The sequence below is a fragment of the Hamadaea sp. NPDC050747 genome, assembly GCF_040654195.1.
Taxonomy (GTDB): domain Bacteria; phylum Actinomycetota; class Actinomycetes; order Mycobacteriales; family Micromonosporaceae; genus Hamadaea.
Genome location: NZ_JBFAHM010000001.1, coordinates 393871 through 418590 on the forward strand (window position 1 = coordinate 393871; position 24720 = coordinate 418590).

Sequence of the window (24720 nt, forward strand, 5' to 3'; positions counted from 1 at the left end):
GGCCGTTGTCCCGCTGGTGTGTCGGGACCGGAACTCCATGATCAACGGGGAACCGCCGCAAGACGGGCGTGACGCCCCTCGGCGATGTCGGCCGGTCGTGAGAGGCTATGAGTCGGCAATCGGGAGGTGGTCGTCCGTGGCGTTGGCGCTCTATCGCAAGTACCGTCCGCGCACCTTCGCCGAGGTGATCGGGCAGGAGCACGTGACGGAGCCGCTCATTCAGGCGCTCAGCTCCGGGCGGTTGAATCACGCGTACCTCTTCTCGGGGCCGCGCGGCTGTGGCAAGACCTCCAGCGCTCGCATCCTGGCCCGGTCGCTCAACTGTGAGAAGGGCCCCACCCCCGAGCCTTGTGGCGAGTGCGAGTCCTGCCGGGCGCTGGCGCCCGACGGCCCCGGTTCGATCGACGTCATCGAGATCGACGCCGCGTCCCACGGAGGCGTCGACGACGCCCGGGAGCTGCGGGAGCGGGCCTTCTTCGCGCCGGCCGTCAGCCGCTTCAAGATCTACATCATCGACGAGGCGCACATGGTCTCGTCGGCGGGCTTCAACGCGCTGCTCAAGCTCGTGGAGGAGCCGCCGGAATACGTGAAGTTCGTGTTCGCGACGACCGAGCCGGAAAAAGTGCTCGGCACGATCAAGTCGCGGACGCACCATTACCCGTTCCGGCTGATGCCGCCCGGCGTCCTGCGTCCGTACCTGGAGAAGCTGTGTGACCTGGAAGGCGTCACCGTTGATCCGTTGGTGCTGCCGCTGGTGGTCCGGGCCGGTGGCGGCTCGGCCCGGGATTCGCTGTCGGTGCTCGACCAGCTCATCGCGGGCGCGGGGCCCGAAGGCGTCACATACGCGCGCGCGGTCGCGCTGCTCGGCGTCACCGACGCCACGCTCATCGACGACGTCTGCGACGCGCTGGCCGCGGGCGACGCGGCGGCCGCGTTCGGCGCGATCGACCGGGTCGCCGAGGCCGGCCACGATCCGCGGCGGTTCACCGCCGACCTGCTGGAACGGTTGCGCGACCTGATCCTGCTGCGGCAGATCCCGGACGCGGCGGCCAAGGGCCTGATCGACGCCCCGGTCGACCAGCTGGATCGGATGCAGGCTCAGGCGCAGCGGCTCGGCCCGGCGACGTTGTCCCGGTGGGCCGAGATCGCCCACAACGGACTCGTCGAGATGCGGGGCACGACCTCGACCCGGCTGCTGCTGGAACTGATCACCGCCCGGATGCTTCTGCCCGCGGTGGACGCCTCCGAGGTCGGGCTGCTGTCCCGCATCGAACGCCTGGAGCAGGGCGTACCGAGCGTCGGGCCGGCGGGTTCGGCGGCGTCTTCCACCGGGTCCGCTCCGGCGAGTGACGGCGACGGGCGGGCGGCGGCCCGAGCCGCGGCGGCTTCGGCGGCCCGATCGGCTGGCCCGGCCCCGGCCTCCGCCGCTCAGGCTGCTCCGACTCAGGCTGCTCCGACTCAGGCTGGACCGGCCCAGGCCGCTTCGGGCGCGGCGGCTGCGCCGATGTCTTCGGCACCTGTCACGGCGGCCGAGCCAGAGGCCGCCCGACCGGCGTCGGCCCCGCCCGCGGACCGCCCGGTATCCGCTCCGGCGAATCCGGCGGCCGGCGTACCGAAGAGCGCCCCGATCGATCGCCCAGTGTCCGCCCCGGCGACCCCGGGGGCTGCCCCGGTCTCCACGTCGGCGAACCCAGCCGGGGTATCGGAGAGCGCTCCGGTCGACCGCCCGGTGTCCGCTCCGGCGAGCCCGGCGGCCGGCGTACCGGAGAGTGCCCCGGCGAGCGGCGAGATCGACGCTCCGGCCCTGCGCCGGGCCTGGGACGAGATCGTCCAGCTGACCGGGCGCAGCAACAAGCGCACGGCGGCGATGGCTCGCGACGGGGTCGTCCGTGACGTCGAAGGCACCACGATCGTCCTGGTCTTCAAGGCTTCGTTCCACGCCAACTCGGTCAGCGCCGATCCCGGCGCACTCCTGGACGCCGTCCACGAGGTGGTCGGCGGGCGCTGGCAACTGCGCTGCGAGGTCGGCGGCGACCAGCGGGGCGGTGGTGGCGGTGGGTCGGTCTCGCGTACCGCGAGCCGACCGGCGCAGCCGACTCGCCCGGCGGCATCGCCCCGTGAGCCCCGGAGCGCGCCTCCGGCCGATGCGGAGGATTGGCCAGCCACCGCACCGATCGGTGGTACCAGCGGCGGTGGCAGTGGTGGCGACGTCCCGGTGAGCGCGGCTGGACCGTCGGCGTCCGCGCCGGTCCGGAGCCAGCCGCTTGCGCAGGCGCCCGCCGCGCAGACCGTCTCCGCTGGTGGGCGAGCCGCCACGGCGACTGCGGTCGTCGATGAGGACTTCGGCCCACTCGACGAACCACCCTACGATCCCGAGTTCGACGGGCCGGTGAACCGTTCGGCCGCCGGCGGTGGAGCGACGGCGACCGCGGTCGCTCCGCAGCGCGCGGGCGCGGCGGGCGCTCGGGCCGCAGCCCGCTCGGCAGCGGCAGCGGCGGCGGGCAAAGCGGCGGCCCCGGCTGCCGGGCGCTCCGCTTCGCGTACGCCTCCTGCCCCGCCGACGGCCGCGCCGCGGACCGGAACCGAAGCGGAGGAGCCCGGCTTCGACCCGGGCGACGAACCCACCGACGAGGTCGTCGACGCCGCGACCGCCCGGCAGTCGGTCGAGCAGCAGGCGATCGAGTCGCTCCGGCAGTCGTTCTCGCACGTCGAGAAGATCGCCGACCTCTGAGGCCGCAGCGTTCGGGCGGCCTGGCCGGCCGCGCCGATCGGTTCGGACTTCGCTCCACCGCATTGGTTTCCGCGCGATCGCCCCACGGTCGTCATCGACTGCCAGCAGGTGAGACTGCACGAGCTCTAGGCCCCATCGTGGATCCGGCAGCGGGCTTGATCAAGTGCCCGTGGTCAGCTGCGAACGGGGCGATTTAGGAGATCATGTTCCCGTGGCATGCGGAAACGGGTCGTCTGGCGCATGCCACGGGCACATGATCTCCGATTGGAGCCCGAAATCGCTGACGCAGGGCACTTGATCTAGCGCCGACCCGGCGGCCGACACAGCGGCCGACCCGGCAGTCGACACAGCGGCCAGCCCGGCGGCCGAAATGGCAGCCGACGCAGCGGCCGAAAACGGCGGCCGAGCCGGCGGCCGGAAGGCGAGCGATAGGGAAGCGGCGGCGAGCGCGAGGATCGTCGGTCCGCTGCATTAGTCTGGGCGCGAAAGCATTCGTGACGAAAGGCTGACAGATGCGTCCCGGTGGCATGCCCAACATGCAGCAGCTCATGAAGCAGGCGCAGCAGATGCAGCGCAAGCTCGAGGCCGCGCAGGCGGAGTTGGCGGAGCTGGAGCTGACCGGCGCCGCGGGCAACGGCCTGGTGACCGTCACCGTGACCGGTGACGGCGCACCCAAGAGTGTGAAGATCGATCCGAAGGTGGTCGACGCCGACGACGTCGAGACTCTGGAGGATCTCGTCCTGGCCGCGTTCACCAGCGCGCTCGACGAGGCGGCGAAGGTTCGCGACGCGAAGATGGGGCCGCTGACCGGCGGCATGGGTCTGCCGTTCTGATGTACGAGGGTGCGATCCAGGATCTGATCGACGAGCTGGGCCGGCTGCCCGGCATCGGGCCGAAGAGTGCCCAGCGGCTGGCGTTCCACGTGCTCGCGGCCGACCCCACCGACGTGCGCCGGTTGGCGCAGACGTTGCTGCGGGTCAAGGACGTGGTGAAGTTCTGCTCGATCTGCTTCAACGTCGCCGAGGACGAAAAGTGCCGGATCTGCCGGGACGCCCGGCGAAGCGACGAGGTCCTGTGTGTCGTGGAGGAGCCGAAGGATGTCGTGGCGATCGAGCGGACCAACGAGTTCCGCGGCCGCTACCACGTCCTCGGCGGAGCCATCAATCCCCTCGAAGGGGTCGGCCCGGACAATCTGCGCATTCGCGAGCTGATGGCTCGACTGTCCCATGGGGACGTCAAGGAGCTGATTCTGGCCACCGACCCGAACACCGAGGGTGAAGCTACCGCCACGTATCTGGCGCTGCTGGTCAAGCCCATGGGGATCACCGTGTCGCGCCTCGCGAGCGGTCTCCCGGTCGGCGGCGATCTTGAGTACGCCGACGAGATCACCCTGGGCAGGGCGTTCGAGGGACGTCGGACCATCTGACCGGGCTCACAACGATCCCTGACGGGGCTCACAACGATCTGATATCGGCCCCTCCTCTGTCCACCGATCAGCTATTAGTGTCCGGCTATCGGTGAAGCACGTCACAGGACAGAGGTGAACCATATGAGCGCCTCAAGGCTCCGAACCGTTACCGCGGTCCTCGCAGCCTCGGTGGCCGTGTCGCTGGCCCTGGCCGGATGCCAGAGCAAGCGGGACGACACATCAACCTCCACGAAGAAGGACAAGCTCGTCTTCGGGGTGGCCGGCGACGCGAAGGTCATGGACCCCGCGTTGGCCAGCGACGGCGAGTCGTTCCGGGTCGCGCGTCAGATGTTCGAGGGTCTGGTCAAGCCGGAAGAGGGTGGCACGAAGATCGTGCCGTCCCTGGCCGAGAGCTGGACGCCGGACGCGGCTGGGACCACGTGGACGTTTAAGCTGAAGACGGGCGTGAAGTTCCACGACGGCACCGACTTCAACGCCGAGGCTGTCTGCACCAACTTCAACCGCTGGTACAACTGGTCCGGCCTGATGCAGAACCAGGACATCTCGTCGTACTGGCAGGACGTCTTCGGCGGGTTCGCCAAGAACGAGTCCGCTGAGCTTCCCCCGAGCCTCTTCAAGAGCTGCACGGCCAAGGACGCCTCGACCGTCGACATCGCGCTGACCCGGGTCACCTCCAAGTTCCCGGCGGCGCTGGCGCTGCCCGCGTTCTCGATGCAGAGCCCCAAGGCCCTCAAGGACTTCGAGGCCGACAAGGTCGGCGGCACCGCCGACAACGTCACCTACCCGGCGTACGCGCAGGAGCACCCGGTCGGGACCGGCCCCTACAAGTTCGTGAAGTGGGACCACACCAACAAGGCTGTGGAGCTCGTCGCGAACGACGACTACTACGGGACCAAGGCGAAGATCAAGACGCTGATCTTCAAGACCATCTCCGACCTGACCGCCCGTAAGCAGGCGCTGCGCAGCGGCGAGATCCAGGGCTACGACCTGGTGGCTCCGGCGGACGTGAAGCCGCTGAAGGACGAGGGCTTCAACGTCCTGCCCCGGCCGGCGTTCAACATCCTCTACCTGGCGATCAACCAGAGCGGCAACCCGGCCCTCAAGGACGTCCGGGTCCGGCAGGCGATCGCGTACGCGGTCAACCGGCAGGCCATCGTGGACTCCAAGTACCCGGCCGGTTCCTCGGTGGCGCTGGAGTTCCAGCCCCCGGGTCTCGACGGTTACAACGACGCCGTGACCAAGTACGACTACAACGTCGACAAGGCCAAGCAGCTCCTGGCCGACGCCAAGGCGACCAACCTGAAGCTCGACTTCTACTACCCGACCGAGGTGACCCGGCCCTACATGCCGGCGCCGAAGGACATCTTCGAGCTGATCGCCGCCGACCTCGCCAAGGTGGGCATCACGATCACGCCGCACGCGCTGAAGTGGAGCCCGGACTACCTCAACGCGGTGCAGACGGGCAAGAAGCACGACCTGCACTTGCTGGGCTGGACCGGTGACTACGCCGACGCGTACAACTTCATCGGCACCATGTTCGACCGTCAGAAGGGCGAGTGGGGTTTCAACAACCCGGAGCTGTTCGCCGAGTTCAAGGCGGCCGACACGGAGCCGGACCAGGCGAAGCGGATCGAGAAGTACAAGGCGCTGAACGCCAAGGTCATGGACTTCCTCCCGGGTGTGCCGATCGCACACGGTCCGCCGTCGATCGTCTTCGGCAAGGACGTGACCGGGGTCAAGCCCAGTCCGTTGACCGACGAGAAGTTCGCGACGGCGTACTACACGTCCTGATCTCCCACATAGAGGCTAGGCGGCACACGGCGACGTCCGTGTGCCGCCTAGCCGTGGCACACCCACAAGGACGCCGCCATGTTCCGTTACATCGTCCGGCGACTGCTCCAGCTCATACCCACCCTGCTGGGCCTGTCGCTGATCCTCTTCCTCTGGCTGCATCGCCTGCCCGGCGGGCCGGAGACCGCGATCCTCGGTGAGCGCGGTACGCCCGAGACACGCCTCAAGCTGCGCCACGACCTCGGCCTGGACCAGCCACTGTGGATCCAGTACGGCCGCTTCATGCGCCGACTGGTCACCGGCGACCTCGGGGTGTCGATCAACACGCACCGTCCGGTGACCACCGAGTTCCTGGAACGTTTCCCGGGCACGGTCGAGCTGACGATCACCGCCCTCATCATCGCCATCGGCCTGGGCATTCCGCTCGGTTACCTGGCTGCCCGCAAGCGCGGCGGTCCCCTGGACTACTCCTCGGTCGCGGGTTCGCTGCTCGGCGTCTGCATCCCGATCTTCGTGCTGGCGTACCTGATCAAGGAGGTCTTCGCCGTCAAGCTGGGCTGGTTCCCGTCGGCCGGACGGCAGGACGTCACCATCGACGCGACCCGGGTCACGGGCTTCTACGTCCTCGACGGCATCCTCACCGGAGAGTGGGACGCGGCCGCCGACGCGCTGAAACACCTGGTCCTGCCGGCGATGACATTGGCGACCATTCCGCTGGCCATCATCGTCCGGATGACCCGGGCCAGTGTCCTGGAGGTGCTCGGCGAGGACTACGTCCGGACCGCCCAGGCCAAGGGCCTGACCGAGCGCACCGTACGCGGCCGGCACATCATGCGGAACGCGCTGCTCCCCGTCGTGACCACGATCGGCCTGCTCACCGGCGGTCTGCTGTCCGGGGCGGTGCTCACCGAGACGGTGTACGCGTTCACCGGGATCGGCCAGTTCATCGCCGAGTCGATCGACCATCGAGACTATCCAGTGCTCATGGGCTTCATCATGTTCGTCGCGATCATCTACGTCACCGTCAACCTGCTCGTCGACGTCGCGTACGGCGTCATCGACCCGAGAGTGAGGGTGCGATGACTCCCGACAACCTGACTCCCGAGGCGGCCTCGGGCACGACCGCGCCGGAACAGCGTCAGGACGAGGCCACCGGGCTCAAAGGACTGACTCCGAAGGCGAAGAAGCAGCGGCTCGACCGGCTGGCCGAGCTGGCCGCGGTGCACGCCGACGAGAAGGGCCGCAGCCTCTGGGCCGAGGCGTTCCGCCGGGTACGCCGAAACCCCGCCGCCGTCGTCGGCGCGATCATCCTGCTGATCTTCGTGCTGGTCGCGATCATCGGACCGTTCCTCGTCCCGTACAGCCCGACTTCGACCGCCTGGGCCGACCAGGTGAAGGAGGGTCAGAACATCATTCCCGGGCCGAGTTCGGAGCACTGGTTCGGGTTGGACCACAACGGACGGGACGAGTTCAGCCGGGTCATCGTGGGTGCCCGGCAGACGCTGCTGGTCGGCGTCGTCGCCACCTCGCTCGGCCTGCTCGTGGGCTGCCTGCTCGGCGGGCTCGCCGGTTCGGCGTACGCGTTGGGCGGCCGCCGGGGCCGGCAGATCGACAACGCCATCATGCGGGTCGTCGACATGCTCCTGGCGATGCCGAGTCTCCTCCTCGCGGTGAGCGTCGCGGCGTTGCTCGGGCCGAGCCTGATCACCGTGATGATCGCCGTCGGTGTGATCTCCGTGCCGGTCTTCGCCCGGTTGCTGCGCGGTTCGATGATCGCCCAGGGGCATTCGGAGTACGTCACGGCCGCTACCGCGCTCGGCGTACGCCGTGGCCGGATCGCCGTCGCGCACGTGCTGCCGAACTCGCTCGCCCCGGTGCTCGTCCAGGCGACGTTGACGCTGGCCACGGCGATCATCGAAGCGGCCGCGCTGTCCTTCCTCGGCCTGGGTAACCCCGACCCGGCGGTGCCGGAGTGGGGCGTCATGTTGACCGACGCACTGACTCGTCTCGAGGTGGCGCCCCGGCTCACGATCTATCCCGCCGTCGGGATCATCATCACCGCGTTCGGGTTCACGCTGCTCGGCGAGGCCATGCGCGAGGCGCTCGACCCGAAGCTGAGGAAGTGAAGCATGGCGCTGTTGGAAGTAGAAGACCTCGGCGTCACGTTCCACGCGGATCGCGACGTGCGAGCGGTGGACGGCGTCTCGTTCACCGTCGACGCCGGTCAGGTGGTCGGACTGGTGGGGGAGTCGGGTTGCGGCAAGTCCGTCACCTCGCTCGCCCTGATCGGCCTGCTGCCGCATCAGAACACCAAACGCGTACGCGTGGACGGCAGCGCCAAGTTCGACGGGCTCGACCTGTTGCGGGCCGATCGGCGTACGCTGCGCGACATCCGGGGCCGGGAGATCGCGATGATCTTCCAGGATCCGCTGTCCTCGTTGAACCCGGTCGTGCCGATCGGTGTGCAGGTCGCCGAGGTGCTGATCCGCCACCGGGGGATCGGTAAGCACGAGGCCGAGCGGCGCTCGGCGGAGTTGCTCGATCGGGTCGGCATTCCCGATCCGCGTCGGCGGCTCAGGGAGTACCCGCATCAGCTGTCCGGCGGCATGCGCCAGCGGGCGCTGATCGCGATGGCGGTGGCCTGCCGGCCGCGCCTGCTCATCGCCGACGAGCCGACGACCGCGCTGGACGTGACCATTCAGGCCCAGATCCTGGAGTTGCTGAAGGAACTGGTCCGGGAGGACGGGACGGCGCTGATCATGATCACGCACGACCTCGGTGTCGTCGCCGGGCTCTGCGACAGCGTCAACGTCCTGTACGCCGGACGGGTGGTGGAGAGCGCCGGCCGCCATGAGTTGTTCGGCCACCCCACCCACCCGTACACGGTGGGTCTGCTGAACTCGATCCCGCGACTCGACGCCCTGCGCGGTGAGGAGCTGACCCCGATCCGTGGCTCGGTACGCGACGTGCTGGCCTGGTCGTCGGGGTGTGCGTTCGCCCCACGCTGCGACCGGGCGATCGAGACCTGCCTGACCGGCCCGCCGTCCCTCGAGGGGACGTCTCACTCCTACCGCTGCGTCAACCCGGAGGTCGCGCCGTGACCGCGCTGGTGGAGATCAAGGATCTGCAGGTCCACTTCCCGATCCTGCGCGGGGTCGTGTTCGACCGGGTGGTCGGCCACGTCAAGGCGGTCGACGGGGTGACCCTCAGCGTGCCCCGGGGCAAGACGTACGGGCTGGTCGGCGAGTCCGGCTGCGGCAAGACGACGCTGGGCCGGGCGTTGCTGCGCCTGGTCGAGCCGACCGGCGGCTCGGCGGTCTTCGACGGCACCGATCTGACCAGCCTCAGCCCGTCCGCGCTGCGCGGAATGCGCCGGCGGATGCAGATGATCTTTCAGGATCCGCTGTCCTCACTGGACCCCCGGCAGAACGTCGAGTCCATCCTCACGGAGGGCCTGGCCGCGCACGGCATCGGCGCCGACCGGGCCGAACGGCGCGACATCGTCTGCGAGACGCTCGACGCGGTCGGCCTGCCCCGCTGGGCGTTGTCCCGCTATCCGCACGAGTTCTCGGGCGGCCAGCGGCAGCGGATCGGCATCGCCCGCGCGCTGGTCCTCAACCCGGACCTGATCGTCGCCGACGAGCCGGTGTCGGCCCTCGACGTCTCGATCCAGGCCCAGGTGCTCAACCTGCTGGGCAAACTGCAGGCCGAACGCGAGCTGACCTACCTCGTGATCGCGCACGACCTCGCCGTCGTGCGGCACATCTCCGACGTCGTCGGCGTGATGTATCTCGGCGCGCTGGTGGAGGAAGCCTCGTCGATCGAGCTCTACCAGCGACCGCTGCACCCCTACACGAAGGCGCTGATGTCGGCGGTTCCCGTACCGGATCCGCTGGTAGAGGAGCGTCGGGAGCGGATCCTGCTCTCGGGCGACCTGCCGTCGCCGGCGAATCCGCCGTCGGGCTGCCGGTTCCGCACCCGATGCCCGTGGGCGCAGGAGCGGTGCGCTCAAGAGCGGCCGGAGCTGCGCGTACTGGCCGAGGGGCACACGGTGGCGTGCCACTTCGCCGAGGAGATCGAAGCTTCGTGATCATCGCGCCGGCCATGCTGTAAGAGCGGGCATTTCGCCGGGCGAAACAGCATGGCTGGCGCAATGATCAGGCGAGGCGGACCGTGTGCCGCACCCCGGCCCGAGCCCGTTCCAGGTAGGCGCGCACGATCGTGGCCAGCACCGCCGCCGGGTCGATCCGCAGTTCGTTCGCGGTGAAGGTCAGCACGAGCACGCCGTACTCCGTGAAAGCCTGCTGGCGACGCAGCCGGCGAGTCCACGCCTCCGGCGACGGGTCGAGGTCGGGCGCGATGATCTCCAGTGCGATGGCGGTGTCGGCGATCCAGCCGTCCGGCGTCGGCAATGCCTCGCCGTCCGGCCCGATCAGCGCGGGCTGCCAGCGCACCTTGGGCAGGGCCGGATTGCTCGCGCACAGCTCCCGCAACTGGGTCAGCGGCGAGCCGCGCAAGCCCTGCTCCACCTCCGAGAGCGCCGCCCGCAGCAGCAGGCTGCCGCGTTTGGGCCCGTCGCGCAGCTCGTCCTGCAGGGCGTCGAGGGTGGTGAGCCGCCGCTGCAAGGACTCGACGACCAGCGCGCGAGCCGCGTTCGGGTCCAGGCCCGGGACCATCCGCACGGTGTCGGCCACGGCTCGCGCAGGGGAGACCACCGCCATCCGGCCGATGGCGGTCGCTCTCGGATCCAATCTATGAGTACGCGAGACGGCCGCGAACCGGGCTGGTGACAAGCGTCGGCGATCCGGGATCAGCACGTGCACCAGATCGTCGGCCGGGGCGGAACGGACGGCGTGCAGTTGCAGCGCGGCCGGCCCGGTGAGCTGGGCGGACTCGCCGGCGTAGAGGAGGCTGGCGAAGGCACGCTGCTCCCGGCTGAGCGGACCGCCGTGGGTGGCATAGACGGCGGGGAGGACGGTCTGCCAGACCCCTCGTTCCAACCGCCAGCGCAGAGCGCCCTTCGTCAGGGCATCGGGCAGGCCGTCGAGGACCTGGTCGCGCCGGACCAGGCCGTATTGCTTCTCCAGCAGCCCGTCCAGGTCGGGGCGCGTCCATCGCCTCGGCATGGCGGCCAGCCTGCCGGAGGGAGGTGTTCCCTGGTAAGCCCCTGTGGATAACGATTCTTCATCAAAGCCCCTGGTCAGGGCGCCGTCACAACACTGGTGGGGCTTTGATCACCTTTGCGCGCGTGCGCTGCGTCGGCCACACAGCGCAGCGCCTGCGCTGCGTCGACCACACAGCGTGGGCGACCGCCCCGTTGGGCGTACCCCTTGGTCCTAGCCTTCGGGCCGGTGGAGCAACCCGACCGCGAGCTGATGCACGGCCTTGAGGTCCTCCGGGGCGACCAGGGTGACCGCACCCCCGGTGATCTTGTACCACTCCGCCGCGCCCTTGTACTGCACGGACGTCTGGGCGGTCGTGCCCTCCAGCGCGGTCCGGAGAGTGAGATCGCCGGTGACCACGCCCACCTCGTCGGTCATCACCCCGCCGGGGCCGGGCACGATGTCGGTGACGAGTTCGGCAGGCGCGGTCATCCGGGTCCTCCTGTCAGGCGCAGGTCTTGAGCATGGTGGAGAGGGCGTCCTTCTCCTTGGCCGTGATGGTGAGCTTGTAGTACGCCTTCACCGTGATCCAGTCCTGGGCGTAGACGCACCAGGCGTCCTGCGACGGCGGCTTCCAGGTCGACGGGTCCTGGTCGCCCTTGGAGCGGTTGGAGCTGGCCGAGACGGCGAACAGCTGCGGGCGCTCCATGTCGTTGGCGAAGTCGGACCGCTGCTCGTCGGTCCACTTGTCGGCCCCGGACCGCCAGGCGTTGGCCAGCGGCACCATGTGATCGATGTCGACCTTGGTCAGCTCGGTCTGGGTCGTGTCGTCGTACCAGCTCACCCAGGTGCCGCCGGTGACGTTGCAGCCGGTGAGCTTGACGTTCTTGCCGTCGCGCTGGAGCACCTTGTCGCGGACGTCGCAACCGGTGCCGGCGCTGCGCCAGTGGGGGAACCGATCGCGCGAGTACCCGGTCATCGGGCGGGCGTCGGCGATCTTGAGGGACGCGAGGGCGGTCGAGACCGACCCGGCGGCCGCGGTGGGCTTGAGCCCACCCGTTGATTCGGACGGGGAGGCCAGCGGATCCTCGGTGCAGCCCGCGGCGAGCACGAGGGCGGCGGCGAGCGCGCCGATGAGGCGAAGGGGGGTACGCACGCTGAAAGTCTCCCTTGGACCGTCGGGATGTGGTGAGGATTCTCCCGCGCGTCGGCGTGTCAAACCTCGCCGGGCTCCTTGACTAGCCAAGGAAGATGGTCATCGTGACACAGCTGCGCCTGGGGACGACCGCCGGCCGGGCAACCCTGGCCGCGGCGGTGCTCGCCAGCGGGATGGCCTTTCTGGACACCACGATCGTCACCGTGGCGCTGCCGGCCATCGGCGAGGACCTGAGCGCCAAGCTCTCCGGTCTGCAGTGGACCATCACCGGCTACACCCTCACGCTGGCCGCGTTCGTCCTGCTCGGCGGGGCTCTCGGTGATCGGCACGGTCGTCGAAAGATCTTCCTCGTCGGGGTCGGCTGGTTCACCGTCGCGTCCATCGCGTGCGGCTTCGCCCCCACGATCGAAATCCTGATCGCGGCCCGGATCCTGCAAGGCGTCGGCGCGGCCCTGCTCACGCCCGGTTCGCTGGCCATCCTCCAGTCGTCGTTCGCGCCTTCCGATCGGGCTCGGGTGATCGGCGCCTGGTCAGGGCTGTCCGGGGTGGCCACCGCGGTCGGCCCGTTCGTCGGCGGCTGGCTGATCGACGCGCTCAACTGGCGCGCGGTGTTCTTCCTGAACGTCCCGCTCGCGGTCGCGGTGTTCTGGCTCGGCCGGCGGATGCCGGAGAGCCGCAACCCGGTCGCCCGGCATACGCGGTTCGACGTCGCCGGGACCGTCCTGGGCGCACTCGGCCTCGCCGGACTCACCTACGCCATGATCGCGACACCGGAAGAAGGCTTCGGCAGCCCCGCTGTCTGGGCCGGGTTCGCGGTCGGCCTCTTCTGCCTGGTGACCTTCGTCGCCGTGGAACGCCGCCGCAGCCGCCCAGGCGTCGGCATCTCCGATCGCGAAGGGCGTCCCCGCATCATCGCCATGATGCCGATGTCGCTGTTCCGGTCACGGACCTTCAGCCTGCTGAACGCGTACACCGTCGTCGTCTACGGCGCGATGGGCGGACTGCTCTTCTTCCTCGCCATCCAGCTGCAGACGGTCTCCGGCTACTCGGCGCTGGAAGCCGGTATCGCCACCCTCCCGATGACGTTGCTCCTGCTCGTAGGCTCCGGCCGGAGCGCCGCGCTCGCCGCTCGCATCGGACCCCGCCCGCAGCTCGTCATCGGCCCGCTCCTCTGCGTCGCCGGAACGCTCCTGCTCCTCGCCGTCGACGAGAACACCCTCTACTGGCGAGACGTCCTCCCCGGCGCGATCGTCTTCGGCCTCGGCCTCACCGCCCAAGTCGCGCCGCTGACCGCGTCCGTGCTGTCCGCCGTCGACGACACGTACGCCGGCATCGCGAGCGGAATCAACAACGCGGCCGCGCGCGCTGCCTCACTGCTGGCAGTGGCGGCGCTGCCGATGATCGTCGGACTCGCCGGGGCGGCGTACGCGAACCCGGAAGCCTTCGACTCCGGCTACCACCAGGCATTGCTGTGGTGTGCCGGGGGCTTGGCCGTCGGCGCCTTGCTGGCCGCCTTCCTCCACCCCCCTCGCCGCACACCCCCCTCGGCATAACCCCTCTCGCCCTCTGGGCGTGATCGTCGCGTCAGCCATGCTGTTTCGCGCGACGATTCGTCCGTTTAAACAGCATGGCTGACGCAATGATCACCGCGCGTTGTCCACAGGGCACGGCGTTCGTGGCGTAAGGCCGAGCAAAGATCGACGGATGCCACGTCGACGAAATCACTCCCAGGTCGCGAAGTACTTCGACGAGCAGTACGGGATCGCCCGGCGGGACCAGCTCGTCGGCTCGTTCGTGACCGACGCGGAACTCCGCTGGCGGCTGGAGACTCGCGAATGGCGGACCGTTCTGCCGTCGGTGTACGCGCTCTTCCGGGGTGATCTGGCGCTGACCCAGCGGGCCTCGGCGGGTCTGCTCTACGGCGGCCCCACCAGTCAGCTGACCGGTGCGGTGGCCTTGACCTTGTGGGGCTTGCGGTACGCACCACCCGCTGAACGAGTCACTCTCCTCGTGCCCACGATCAAGAGAGTGTCTTCTTCGCCGGGATTCCGAATCATTCGCAGTGATCGGCTGCCGTCAGGACCGACCGAGATTGCGGGGCTGCGAGTGGCGCCGGTGGCGCGGGCTGTGGCCGATGCCGCCCGCGACCTGATCGATCTGCGTACGACCCGGGCGATGGTCACGGAGGCGGTGCAGCGACAGTTCGCCAGCCTGGCGGAGCTGACGGTGGAACTCACGGAAGGGCCACGCCGCGGAAGCGCCGACCTGCGCCGAGCGATTGCGGATGTGGCAGGCGGTGCGCGGTCTGCGCCGGAAGCGGAGCTTCGGGACCTGTGCCGGACAAGCCGAATCCTCCCGCCGGTCTTGTGGAACCCGACGTTGGCGGACGTCGACGGCGTACGCCTCCCGACCCCGGACGGCTGGATCGACGACGCCGGCCTCGCCATCGAGGTGGATTCGAAGGAGTTCCACGCTTCGCCTGAACTGTGGGCGAAGACCCTTCACCGGCACAATCAGCTCACCGCGGCCGGTGTCGTCGTCCTCCACGTCACTCCGGGCGACATCCGACGCGATCCGGGTGCGGTACTTCGGCTCATCGAGGCGACGTACCTCGATCTGCTGCTCGCCGGACGTCCTCATCGGGCGCGGCTCATTCCATGATCGTCGCGTCAGCCATGCTGTTTCAACGGACATTTCGCCGAGCGAAACAGCATGGCTGACGCAATGATCACGCCCTACGGAGCGGGTCAGCGGTTGACGGCGCTGGCCACGGCCTTCAGTGACGCGGTGAGAATGCTGCTGTCGACGCCGACGCCCCATCGGACCTCACCGTCGATCTCGCATTCGACGTACGCGGCCGCCTGGGCGTCGTCACCAGCGGTGAGCGCGTGCTCGGCGTAGTCCAGGACGCGTACGTTGACGCCCTTGTCGCGCAGCGCGTGGGTGAAGGCGTCGATCGGGCCGTTGCCGATGCCTTCCAGTCGCGCGTCGACCCCGTCCAGCTTCGCCTCGACCTCGATCTCGACCTTGTCATCCACTGTGGAGACGGAGTAGGAGCGTACGGCGACGCGGCGGTCGGCGAAGTACTCCTCCTGGAAGATCTCCCACATCCGGGCGGGGCCGACTTCGCCGCCGCCGTCGTCGGTGTGCCGCTGGATGACTCCCGAGAACTCGATCTGCATCCGGCGCGGCAGGTCGAGGTGGTGTTCGCTCTTCATGATGTACGCGACGCCGCCCTTGCCGGACTGCGAGTTGACCCGGATGACCGCCTCGTAGCTGCGGCCCAGGTCCTTCGGGTCGATCGGCAGGTAGGGGACCGCCCAGTAGCCGTCGCCCTGGGCCTCCAGCCCCTTCTTGATGGCGTCCTGGTGGGAGCCGCTGAACGCGGTGTAGACCAGGTCTCCGGCGTACGGGTGGCGCTCGTGTACCGGCAGCTGGTTGCAGTATTCGACGGTCCGCTTGATGTCGTCGATGCCGGTGAAGTCGATCTCCGGGTCGACGCCCTGGCTGAACAGGTTCAGGCCCAGCGTCACCAGGTCGACGTTGCCCGTACGCTCGCCGTTGCCGAACAGGCAGCCTTCGACGCGCTGCGCCCCGGCCAGCACTGCCAGTTCGGCGGCGGCGACGCCGGTGCCCCGGTCGTTGTGCGGGTGGACGCTCAGCACGACGCTGTCGCGCCGCGGCAGGTTCCGGTGCATCCACTCGATGCTGTCCGCGTACACGTTGGGAGTGATCATCTCGACCGTGGCGGGCAGGTTGATGATCAGCGGCCGGTCCGGTGTCGGGTCGACCGCCTCGATGACGGCCGAGCAGATCTCCAGCGCGTAGTCCATTTCTGTGCCTGTGTAGGACTCGGGGGAGTACTCGTAGAAGATCTCGGTGTCCGGGGTGTGGATCTCGGCGTACTTCTGGCACATGCGGGCGCCGTCCACGGCGATCGCGGTGATGCCGGCGCGGTCCAGCCCGAACACGACCTTGCGCTGCACGATCGAGGTCGAGTTGTAGAAGTGCACGATCGCCCGCTTGGCGCCGCGCAGGGCCTCGAAGGTGCGGTCGATCAGGTGCTCGCGGCACTGGACCAGGACCTGGATCGTGACGTCCTCGGGGATCAGATCCCACTCGATCAGCTGGCGGACGAAGTCGAAGTCGGTCTGGCTGGCGGCCGGGAATCCGACTTCGATCTCCTTGTAGCCCATCCGCACCAGCAGCTCGAACATGCGGCGCTTGCGCTCGGGGGACATCGGGTCGATCAGGGCCTGGTTGCCGTCGCGCAGGTCGACGGCGCACCAGCGCGGGGCGCGCTCAATACGGCGCGTGGGCCACTGCCGGTCGGGCAGATCGACGGCGATCTGCTCGTGGAAGGGCTGGTAACGCTCGAAAGGCATGCCGCTCGGGCGCTGGCGCGCGATGGGATCCGCGGCGTCTTCGCTGGAACTCGGCACGATGGATACGTCCGACATGGGTCGATTCTCCCGGATGGTCAGGTGGCTCAAGGATCGCGTGTGGGCTGATTCACAGGCCGGAAGCGAGAAAATCCGGCGGGATGCGCATCGATCGACCGGCCGGGACGCAGTACGCGCGTCGCATCACCGCGACGAGATGCCGGTCTCAGGCCTCGTCGCGGCAGCGAAGGAGAAGCGCACGCCACATGACCTTGGCAACATTACCGGCAGATCTCGGTCCTGGTACGCACCTCCCACATCGCGGGAAGGGCGGGTTGCCGCCGGTGAACGGATCATGGTCGAATCCCGGACCATGGGGGAACGACTGCTGACCAAGATCTTGCCGCCACCGGGCCTGCCGCGACGCCTCGCGGTGCAGTCCGCGATCATCGCCACCGGCTCCGGCACTTTTCTCACCGGCAGCGTGGTCTTCTTCACCGAGATCGTGAAGCTCACGCCGGTCCAGATCGGTCTCGGCTTCTCCATCGTCGGCGCGGTAGGGCTGGTCGGGTCGCTGCCGTTGGGGCATCTAGCCGACCGGATCGGCGGCAAACGAGCCTGGGTCCTCGGCGCGCTCGGCGAGGCGGCCGCGTTCGCCTGCTACCCGTTCGCCCGCGGCTTCTGGTCGTTCCTGGCGGTCATCATCTTCACCTCGGTCGCCGACATGCTGGCCAACGGCGGCCGCACCGTCTACACCGCCGCCGCGCTGCCCAGCGAGAGCCGGGTCCGGATCATGGCGTTCATGCGGGCGTACCTCAATGTCGGCTTCACCGTCGGCGCGGGCCTGGGCGCGGCCGCGCTGGCGCTGAACTCGCACGCGGGCCTGATCGCGCTCGTCCTGGCGAACGCCTTCGGCCTGTGCGTGAACGCGTTCGTGGTCTCCCGCATGCCGACGATCCACGCGCCGCGCGAGACGCGCGCCAAGGCCAGCCCGTGGGGCGTGCTGCGGGATCACCCCTACACCACACTGTCCGTGCTGCTCTCGGTGATCTGGCTGCACGGCATGATCTTCAACGAGATCATGCCGCTGTGGGCGGTCACGATGACCGACGTGCCCAAGCCCGTGCTCGGCGCGCTGTTCGCGCTCAACACCGTGATGGCGGTTCTGCTGCAGGTTCCGGCCACGCGCGGCGCCGACTCGCTTTCGGGGTCGGTACGCCTTATGCGGTGGGCCGGATTGGCGAGTGCGGTGGCCTGTCCCGTCATCGCGTTGAGCGGGATGACGCACGGGTGGCTGACGGTGGCCGTCCTCGCCGCCGGGGTCGCCTTGACGACCGCCACGGAATTGTGGGCGTCGGCCGCCCAATGGTTCTTCCAGACCGAGATTCCGCCCGCCGACCAGCGTGGGGCTTACGTCGGGGGCAGCCGGTCGATCGCGGGCGTCGCCCGGATGGTCGGCCCTGCCTCGTTGACCTTCCTCGCCATTCAGACCGGCGGCTGGGGCTGGTGGCTCATCGCGCTGCTCTTCCTGGCCTGCACCGTCGCGATCGGACCGATCATCGGCTGGGTCGAGCGTACGCCGCGCAACGGCGCCGCCCTCCCGGCCGCTGAACCCGTCACAGTCGCGTGACGCGCCCTGGCAGGCATTCGCGCTGGATCAGGGTTCTCGGTCGAATCTTGGACCAAGATTCGACCCGGAACCCTGATCCAGCGCTAAAGGGTGGGGCGCCCGGGGGTGCCGGCGCGGAAGGGCGCTGCGTGGAAGTGGAACGGGTCAGCGGGTGGCGGGGACGAACTCCGCCGCGATCAGCTCCGCGATCTGCGCCGTGTTGAGTGCGGCGCCCTTACGGAGGTTGTCGCCGGTCACGAAGAAGTCGAGGGCCCGCGGGTCGTCGAGCGAGCGGCGCAGCCGGCCGATCCAGGACGGGTCGGTGCCGACGGCGTCGATGGGCATCGGGAACTCGCCGTTGGCCGGGTCGTCGACGAGGATGACGCCGGGCGCGCCCCGCAGCACCTCACGGGCTCCCTCAGCGTCCACTTCGGAGCCGAAGACGGCGTGCACCGAGATCGAGTGGCCTCGGCTCACCGGCACGCGTACGCAGGTCGCGCTGACCTTGAGGTCGGGCAGCCCGAGGATCTTCCGGGATTCGTTGCGCATCTTCAGCTCTTCGGACGACCATCCGCCGTCCTTGAGCGAACCCGCCCACGGGATGACGTTGAGCGCGACGGGTGCGGGGAACGGCCCGAGGTCGTCGCCGACGGCGTTGCGGACGTTGCCCGTACGCGAGCCGAGTGCGCGATCGCCGGCGACCCGGGAGAGCTGGTCGTGCAACGCGTCCACGCCGGCCTGCCCGGCGCCGGAGACGGCCTGGTAGGAGGCCAGCACCAGTTCCTTGAGGCCGTATTCGCGGTGCAGCGGGGCGACCGCGACGATCATGGCCAGCGTGGTGCAGTTGGCGTTGGCGATGATGCCCCGGGGCCGGTTACGCGTCTGCTCCGGATTGATCTCGGGCACCACCAGGGGAACATCCGGGTCCATCCGGAACGCGCCCGAGTTGTCCACCACGATCGCGCCCGCCTCGGCGGCGACCGGAGCCCAGGCGGCCGAGATCTCGTCGGGCACGTCGAACATCGCGACGTCGATGCCGTCGAACGCGTCCGAGCTGAGCGCGACGACCTCGATCTCCTCACCGCGTACCGACAGCCGCTTGCCGGCCGAGCGCGCGGAGGCGATCAGGCGGATCTCGCCCCAGACGTTCTTGCGGCTGGTCAGGATCTCCAGCATCACGGAGCCCACAGCGCCGGTGGCGCCGACGATCGCGAGGTTGGGCAGCCTGCTCATGGCGGTTACCGCCCGGTGCCGGCGTAGACGATCGCCTCGGTGTCGCCGCCGAGTTCGAACGCGTCGTGCACCGCCTGCACCGCCTTGTTGAGGTCGCTGTCCCGGCAGACCACCGAGACACGGATCTCCGAGGTGGAGATCATCTCGATGTTGACGCCCGCCTCACCGAGCGCGGCGAAGAACCGGGCCGCCACACCGGGGTGCGAGCGCATGCCCGCGCCGACGAGCGAAACCTTGCCGACGTGGTCGTCGAAGAGCAGGCCCTTGAAGCCGATGGCGGACTGCACCTTCGACAGGGCGGCCATCGCGGCCGGGCCGTCGTCCTTGGGGAGCGTGAAGGAGATGTCCGTCCGCCCGGTGCCCTCGGTGGAGACGTTCTGCACGATCATGTCGAGGTTGGTCTCGGCGTTGGCGACCGTCTCGAAGATGCGCGCGGCCTCACCGGGGGTGTCCGGTACGCCGACGATGGTGATCTTGGCTTCCGAGCGGTCGTGCGCCACACCGGTGATCAGTGCCTGTTCCACGGGGAGGTCCTCCATTGATCCGGTGACCATGGTGCCGGTCTTGTCCGAGTACGACGAGCGCACGTGAATCGGCAGGTTCGCCCGCCGGGCGTACTCGACCGAACGCAGGTGCAGCACCTTCGCGCCGCACGCGCACAGTTCGAGCATCTCCTCATAGGTGACCTGGGCGATGTGCCGGGCGTTGGGCACGATCCGGGGATCGGCCGTGAACACTCCGTCCACATCGGTGTAGATCTCGCATACGTCGGCGTCCAGCGCCGCGGCCAACGCTACGGCCGTCGTGTCGGAGCCACCCCGGCCCAGCGTGGTGATGTCCTTGGTGTCCTGGGAGATGCCCTGGAACCCGGCGACGATCGCGATCGCGCCCTCGTCGAGCGCGCCGCGCAGCCGGCCCGGCGTCACGTCGATGATCCGCGCCTTGCCGTGCACCGAGGTCGTGATCACGCCGGCCTGCGATCCGGTGTAGGACCGGGCTTCGTAGCCCAGGTTGTGGATCGCCATCGCGAGCAGCGCCATCGAGATGCGCTCGCCCGCGGTCAGCAGCATGTCGAATTCACGCCCCGGCGGCAATGGGCTGACCTGGTGCGCCAGATCGATCAGCTCGTCGGTCGTGTCACCCATCGCGGAGACGACCACGACGACCTCGTCGCCCGACTTGCGGGCGTTCACGATCCGCTCCGCGACCCGCTTGATCCGTTCGGCGTTGGCGACCGAGGAACCGCCGTACTTCTGCACCACCAGGGCCACGGTGGGGCTCTCCTCTCCTCGCCGGCTCTGCTGCCGAGATGACTGCCGCTGACTGCGGCGCACGGACTCCGCGCGGTGCGATCCGGGCGAAGGCACCTGTGAGGATACCGGCCCGCCCCCCTGATCAGCACAGTCCGTTCCCACGATCTGACCCGGCGTACAAGATCTGCGTGGGGCCCGGTCGGCGGGCGATCAGGCTGCGTCCTGGACCGCGCCGGGCCGGAAGGATTACGGCCGAAGATCGGCTGTGTCGTTGCACACCGGCGTGGCGCGGCGGTACGAGAATTCGCCCATGCGTGTCGCCCGACCCCTGCTCGCCCTCGTCGCCGTGGCGACCGCGGCCGCCCTCGCCACCGCCTGCAGCTCACCGCCGCCCACCGACGCCGATCCCACCACCGGCCCGGCCGCGCCGGACGACCCCCGGTCAGTGCTCGCGGCCCGCGCGGCCGCCGCGAAAGACCTGCGCCAGACCGCGCTCTACGCGCTCAAGACCACCGGTCGCGCCGACCGGTCCGTGTCGGTCACCGTCGCGCAGGACGGTGGGTGGAAGGTCGACGTCCCGGCCACGGCGCTGGGGGGCACGGTCGACATCTCGCTGGTACGCACTGGCGACGCGTACTACCAATGCGCGTTGCCGTCCGCGGCTCGACCGCAGAGCGGATGCGTACGCCTCACGAAGGTGGTGTCGGCGTACGACCCGAAGGTGCAGCACCTGTTCACCGACTGGCTGGAGGTGTTCATGGATCGCCAGGCCGCCTTGGCGGTGACGGTGGCCACCACGTTGCCCGGTGTCCAGGGCACCTGCTTCAGCGTCGACACGTCGGCGGTCTCCGTGAAGGCGCCGGTCGATCCGGGCATCTACTGCTACGCCGACAACGGAACTTTGACCGGTGCCCGGACCAGCGTCGGCACGCTCACCCTCGTCGGCGCACCGACGCCCGCGCCGCCGACGATCACCCTGCCAGGAGCCGTCGTGCCGGGGCCGCCGCTGCCGAACGCGTCGCCGCCCGCGCCCTCGCTCACCCCGAGCGCCAAGCCGAGCGGTACGCCCAGCGGCAAGCCGACTGTGACGCCCACCACAAGCAAGGGCTGAGGGCGGTCCCAATTAGCCGGATTCACCCGGCACTCTCAGCGAACGTGAGTATCGTGGGCGGCCATAACGCCCCCTGGGGCGCCCCTGCCACCCCGGACGTGATCAGAGGAAAGTGCTTACCCCTCCGCGCATCACCGAAGATGTGACCGACCGGCTCCGCGCCGCCCACAGCGCGGTCGATGCCTGTCGTTCGGTGGTCGACGTCCTGGCCACGCATACCGACGCGTTGATCGCGACCCTCCTGCACGTTCACGATCATCTGCGGTGCGTCGCGGCCGCCGGTTCCTGGCACGTCTTCTCCTCGGTGCCGTTGGGCCGGGGCGTCGTCGGGCGCGTGTACGCGTCCGGGAGTACCGCCGTGCTGACGGACGTCACGACCGACCCGGAGTTCATCCGGCTCGGGCCGGACGTCGTCGCCGAGATCTGCGTACCGATCCTCGACCGAGCAGGTCAGCCGCTGGGCGCGCTGAACCTGGAGTGGACCAGTGAACTCGCCGCCACTCCCGATCTCGGAGCTTGGCGAGCCCTCGCCGAGGAACTCGGGAAGGTCCTCGGGGCCCGGATCGACGAGTTGGGCGGGCCGCCGGCCGAGACGCAGGCTGAGAAGCTGCTTCGCCACAGCGTCGCCCTGTCCGCGGCAGGGACCGAGGCCGAGGTGTACGCACGGGTCGCCGAAGCAGCACGGGACGTCTCCGGACTCTCCTCCGCCGTCGTGCTCACCCCGATCGTCGGGGACTCGCCGGAGGCGGTCGAAGTGCCGGCCGGGGTCACCGGGAGCGCTGCCCTCTTCATCGGCGGTGTCGTGTTGCGCAGCAGCTCCCCGGGGCGTCGCGACCGGGCGCTCGTGCAGCGGCTGGCCGATCTCGGCGGGCGGGAGCTGGGCGTACTGCTCGATCGGGCGCGCCGGCACGGCACGTCGTTCACCCTCGGCGACCCGGACCAACTCGATCCGCGCGGCTTCGAGGCCGTCACCAAGGCGGGCGTACGCACGATGATCGTCGCGCCGATCGGCCCGGGGGCGCTGGGCGGCGTACTGGTCGCCTTCGACGACGTGACCGCCCATCCGGAGCCGGCCCGGGTCAGCCTGCTCGAACTGCTCGGCACCCAGGCATGGACCTGCCTCGACCGGCTGCACTCGCTCACCCGGCTCCGGCATCGGGCCAGCTCCGATCCGCTGACCGGACTGCGGCACCACGGGCCGTTCGGCGAGCGGCTGGCGGCGGCCGAACCCGGCCGGACGGCGTTGCTGGCGATCGACGTGGACCAGTTCAAGATCATCAACGACACGTACGGGCACGCAGCGGGCGACCGCGCGCTCGTCGACCTGGCCCGCGCGCTCGAAAGCACCCTTCGGCACGGGGACGAGCTGTATCGGATCGGCGGTGACGAGTTCGTCGCCGTCGTCGAAGTGCCCAGCGTGAGCGAGGCGGTCGCGGTCGCCGAGCGGCTGACGGCGGCGGCCCGCCGCGTCGGGCGGACGATCTCCGTCGGCGTCGCCCTGCAACGGCGCGACGAACTGGGCGAGACCACGCTCAACCGGGCCGACCAGGCGCTCTACGAGGTCAAACGGCGCGGCCGCGACGGCGTCAAATTCGCCGCCTAACCCCACCCACCCGCTTTTCGCGCGATCATGAACTATCGGTCGTGATCAACCGGCGTGTCGCGTCCGGACCATCCTGATCACCTCCGCGAGCGGATGATCGACTTGTTAGCGGGTGCGCGTACGCGATCGGGCGAGGACCGCGCCGAGTGTCATGACCGCGGCCGCGACGGCGACCCGGCGGCGCGACCGTTCTCGTTCCTTCGCATGCGACTGCGCGTTCGCCACGACCGGGCTGACGTGATCGGGCCGTTGCGGCGGCAGCATCGGCGGTACGACGACTCGCGACGGCGTCGACGGTGTCTGCGGTGTCGGCCGTGTATGAGTCGTCGGTGCGGCAGTCCTCGGTGGCGGTGGGATCAGCGTTCGCGGTGACGGAACGGCCGGCGGGCGTACGCGGACCGGCCGCGGTTTCGGTACGACCGACGGCCACGGCGGAACGGCGATCACCGGCGACTGGCTCACGGAAGTAGACGGCGAAGGAGACGCCGACGGACCGACCGGACTCGGGCTCTGCGGTGGGCGTACCACTGGGGAAGGAGAAACCGGCGACGGCGAGGGACTCGCGGGCGGAGCCGGGACCACCGCGCAGCTCGCGGCATCGGAGGCAGTGAGCGGCGCGCCCGCCGCGATCCGCGTGGCCGCGTGCCCGTCGAGCGGTACGCGATAAGTCGCACCGCTTTCGTTGTGCAGCGCGAACAGCGCGTTGTGATCGAGCCAAACCGCGCCGTAGCTGCCCCGGGGAAGGCCGCCGGGGAAGCCGAGCGTCGTGACCGTGCCGTCGACGCCGACCGAGATCAGGGCGGGCCGGTCGGACGTGGCCGAGACGGCGAGCAGCGTGCCGCGAGTGGCGTCGAAGACCCAGTCGCCGATCGACACCGGTGTGCTCAGCGGGACCGGCGTGGCCCGGACCAGCCCGGCGATGCGGATCGTGATCAGGTCGTCGCCGCTCAGGAGGAGCAGCGTGCCGGCGTGCGCGGCGCCGACGAAGACGTCGCCCAACCCTCGCGCTTCCCTCAGAACACTGATCTGCCCAAGGCTGGAGATACGCACGAACTGTGCCCGCGCGCCCACGGGCTGTGCGATGCCGTAGAGGGAGTCGTCGTCGTCGCGGCCGATCGCGTTCATCCGCTGGGGGAGCACACGTATCGACATCGGCTCGCCACTCGGCCCCACCGTGACCAAAGTGGACGTGCCTGCGGCGGTGCGCACCTGAACCGGATCGCAGGTCCCCGCCGGGCCGGCAGCCGCCATGGCGGCCCACCCGACCAGCGGGAACACCCCGGCCGCGGCGTACGCGATCACCCGCATAACGAGCACAAC

At 69.5% G+C, this 24720-nt stretch carries 19 protein-coding genes and 1 pseudogene; 13 read left to right on the forward strand and 7 right to left on the reverse strand.

From position 1 onward, the window contains the following. Positions 1-136 precede the first annotated feature (136 nt). The 8 genes from AB0H43_RS01910 to AB0H43_RS01945 all read left to right on the forward strand — a co-directional run bounded on the left by AB0H43_RS01910 (position 137) and on the right by AB0H43_RS01945 (position 10041). Entirely contained in the window at positions 137-2731 is a 2595-nt protein-coding gene (locus AB0H43_RS01910) for a DNA polymerase III subunit gamma and tau (protein ID WP_359994929.1), read from the forward strand. Between the two features lie 536 nt (positions 2732-3267). Next, positions 3268-3564: a YbaB/EbfC family nucleoid-associated protein gene (locus tag AB0H43_RS01915; protein ID WP_359994932.1), complete on the forward strand. Its 297-nt coding sequence runs from the start codon at positions 3268-3270 to the stop codon at positions 3562-3564. Continuing rightward, the gene (gene recR, locus AB0H43_RS01920; protein WP_359994935.1) at positions 3564-4157 is read left to right on the forward strand and encodes a recombination mediator RecR; all 594 of its coding nucleotides are present in this window, start codon (positions 3564-3566) and stop codon (positions 4155-4157) included. Before AB0H43_RS01915 ends, recR begins: the two co-directional genes overlap by 1 nt. Before the next feature lie 123 nt (positions 4158-4280). After that, positions 4281-5951 (forward strand): ABC transporter substrate-binding protein, encoded by a 1671-nt coding sequence (locus tag AB0H43_RS01925; RefSeq protein WP_359994938.1) that lies wholly within the window; start codon positions 4281-4283, stop codon positions 5949-5951. 78 nt (positions 5952-6029) lie between these two features. After that, on the forward strand, positions 6030-7034 hold the full coding sequence (locus tag AB0H43_RS01930) for an ABC transporter permease (RefSeq protein WP_359994940.1): 1005 nt from the start codon (positions 6030-6032) through the stop codon (positions 7032-7034). Positions 7035-7117: 83 nt separating this feature from the next. Beyond that, positions 7118-8077, forward strand: a complete 960-nt coding sequence (locus AB0H43_RS01935) for an ABC transporter permease (RefSeq protein ID WP_359995747.1) — start codon at positions 7118-7120, stop codon at positions 8075-8077. A 3-nt stretch (positions 8078-8080) separates the two neighbouring features. Further along, positions 8081-9052, forward strand: a complete 972-nt coding sequence (locus tag AB0H43_RS01940; protein WP_359994943.1) for an ABC transporter ATP-binding protein — start codon at positions 8081-8083, stop codon at positions 9050-9052. A gap of 23 nt (positions 9053-9075) precedes the next feature. Continuing rightward, positions 9076-10041, forward strand: a complete 966-nt coding sequence (locus tag AB0H43_RS01945) for an oligopeptide/dipeptide ABC transporter ATP-binding protein (RefSeq protein ID WP_359995750.1) — start codon at positions 9076-9078, stop codon at positions 10039-10041. Between the two features lie 67 nt (positions 10042-10108). On the opposite strand, the gene AB0H43_RS01950 is transcribed toward AB0H43_RS01945, so the two are convergent. The 3 genes and pseudogenes from AB0H43_RS01950 to AB0H43_RS01960 form a co-directional block, all read right to left on the reverse strand. Continuing rightward, positions 10109-11077 carry a hypothetical protein gene (locus AB0H43_RS01950; protein ID WP_359994946.1) on the reverse strand — a complete coding sequence of 323 codons (969 nt, stop codon included), beginning with the start codon at positions 11075-11077 and terminating at the stop codon, positions 10109-10111. 210 nt (positions 11078-11287) lie between these two features. Next, a pseudogene (locus tag AB0H43_RS01955) lies at positions 11288-11524 on the reverse strand (hypothetical protein); the annotation flags it as partial. Between the two features lie 34 nt (positions 11525-11558). Beyond that, positions 11559-12209, reverse strand: coding sequence for an HNH endonuclease family protein (locus AB0H43_RS01960; RefSeq protein ID WP_359994949.1), 651 nt, complete (start codon positions 12207-12209; stop codon positions 11559-11561). 104 nt (positions 12210-12313) lie between these two features. Between AB0H43_RS01960 and AB0H43_RS01965 the strand changes: the two genes are divergently transcribed. Next, positions 12314-13762 carry an MFS transporter gene (locus tag AB0H43_RS01965; protein WP_359994952.1) on the forward strand — a complete coding sequence of 483 codons (1449 nt, stop codon included), beginning with the start codon at positions 12314-12316 and terminating at the stop codon, positions 13760-13762. Positions 13763-13913: 151 nt separating this feature from the next. Then, positions 13914-14870, forward strand: a complete 957-nt coding sequence (locus AB0H43_RS01970; protein WP_359994955.1) for a hypothetical protein — start codon at positions 13914-13916, stop codon at positions 14868-14870. A gap of 86 nt (positions 14871-14956) precedes the next feature. Here AB0H43_RS01970 and leuA read toward each other — a convergent pair whose 3' ends face one another. Further along, positions 14957-16669, reverse strand: coding sequence for a 2-isopropylmalate synthase (leuA, locus tag AB0H43_RS01975; protein ID WP_359994957.1), 1713 nt, complete (start codon positions 16667-16669; stop codon positions 14957-14959). A 277-nt stretch (positions 16670-16946) separates the two neighbouring features. Here leuA and AB0H43_RS01980 point away from each other — a divergent pair, with 277 nt between their 5' ends. Next, positions 16947-18221, forward strand: a complete 1275-nt coding sequence (locus AB0H43_RS01980; protein WP_359994960.1) for an MFS transporter — start codon at positions 16947-16949, stop codon at positions 18219-18221. Positions 18222-18365: 144 nt separating this feature from the next. On the opposite strand, the gene AB0H43_RS01985 is transcribed toward AB0H43_RS01980, so the two are convergent. Together AB0H43_RS01985 and AB0H43_RS01990 are read right to left on the reverse strand one after the other, a co-directional pair. Beyond that, the gene (locus AB0H43_RS01985; RefSeq protein ID WP_359994963.1) at positions 18366-19433 is read right to left on the reverse strand and encodes an aspartate-semialdehyde dehydrogenase; all 1068 of its coding nucleotides are present in this window, start codon (positions 19431-19433) and stop codon (positions 18366-18368) included. A gap of 5 nt (positions 19434-19438) precedes the next feature. Beyond that, positions 19439-20704 (reverse strand): aspartate kinase, encoded by a 1266-nt coding sequence (locus tag AB0H43_RS01990; protein WP_359994966.1) that lies wholly within the window; start codon positions 20702-20704, stop codon positions 19439-19441. A 292-nt stretch (positions 20705-20996) separates the two neighbouring features. On the opposite strand from AB0H43_RS01990, the gene AB0H43_RS01995 reads away from it, so the two are divergent. Both AB0H43_RS01995 and AB0H43_RS02000 read left to right on the forward strand, forming a co-directional pair. Next, positions 20997-21797, forward strand: coding sequence for a hypothetical protein (locus AB0H43_RS01995; protein ID WP_359994969.1), 801 nt, complete (start codon positions 20997-20999; stop codon positions 21795-21797). Between the two features lie 142 nt (positions 21798-21939). Beyond that, the gene (locus AB0H43_RS02000) at positions 21940-23400 is read left to right on the forward strand and encodes a sensor domain-containing diguanylate cyclase (RefSeq protein ID WP_359994972.1); all 1461 of its coding nucleotides are present in this window, start codon (positions 21940-21942) and stop codon (positions 23398-23400) included. A gap of 105 nt (positions 23401-23505) precedes the next feature. Here the strand turns inward: AB0H43_RS02000 and AB0H43_RS02005 are convergent, their stop codons facing one another. After that, positions 23506-24717, reverse strand: coding sequence for a hypothetical protein (locus tag AB0H43_RS02005; protein ID WP_359994975.1), 1212 nt, complete (start codon positions 24715-24717; stop codon positions 23506-23508). Positions 24718-24720 lie beyond the last annotated feature (3 nt).

What these genes read in the sequence shown, in the direction of transcription:
- AB0H43_RS01940 (WP_359994943.1), top strand. Translation starts at nt 8,081, where the DNA reads ATGGCGCTGTTGGAAGTAGAAGACCTCGGCGTCACGTTCCACGCGGAT.
- AB0H43_RS01970 (WP_359994955.1), top strand. Translation starts at nt 13,914, where the DNA reads ATGCCACGTCGACGAAATCACTCCCAGGTCGCGAAGTACTTCGACGAG.
- recR (WP_359994935.1), top strand. Translation starts at nt 3,564, where the DNA reads ATGTACGAGGGTGCGATCCAGGATCTGATCGACGAGCTGGGCCGGCTG.
- AB0H43_RS01915 (WP_359994932.1), top strand. Translation starts at nt 3,268, where the DNA reads ATGCAGCAGCTCATGAAGCAGGCGCAGCAGATGCAGCGCAAGCTCGAG.
- leuA (WP_359994957.1), bottom strand. Translation starts at nt 16,669, where the DNA reads ATGTCGGACGTATCCATCGTGCCGAGTTCCAGCGAAGACGCCGCGGAT.
- AB0H43_RS01995 (WP_359994969.1), top strand. Translation starts at nt 20,997, where the DNA reads ATGCGTGTCGCCCGACCCCTGCTCGCCCTCGTCGCCGTGGCGACCGCG.
- AB0H43_RS01985 (WP_359994963.1), bottom strand. Translation starts at nt 19,433, where the DNA reads ATGAGCAGGCTGCCCAACCTCGCGATCGTCGGCGCCACCGGCGCTGTG.
- AB0H43_RS01980 (WP_359994960.1), top strand. Translation starts at nt 16,947, where the DNA reads ATGGTCGAATCCCGGACCATGGGGGAACGACTGCTGACCAAGATCTTG.
- AB0H43_RS01930 (WP_359994940.1), top strand. Translation starts at nt 6,030, where the DNA reads ATGTTCCGTTACATCGTCCGGCGACTGCTCCAGCTCATACCCACCCTG.
- AB0H43_RS01925 (WP_359994938.1), top strand. Translation starts at nt 4,281, where the DNA reads ATGAGCGCCTCAAGGCTCCGAACCGTTACCGCGGTCCTCGCAGCCTCG.
- AB0H43_RS01950 (WP_359994946.1), bottom strand. Translation starts at nt 11,077, where the DNA reads ATGCCGAGGCGATGGACGCGCCCCGACCTGGACGGGCTGCTGGAGAAG.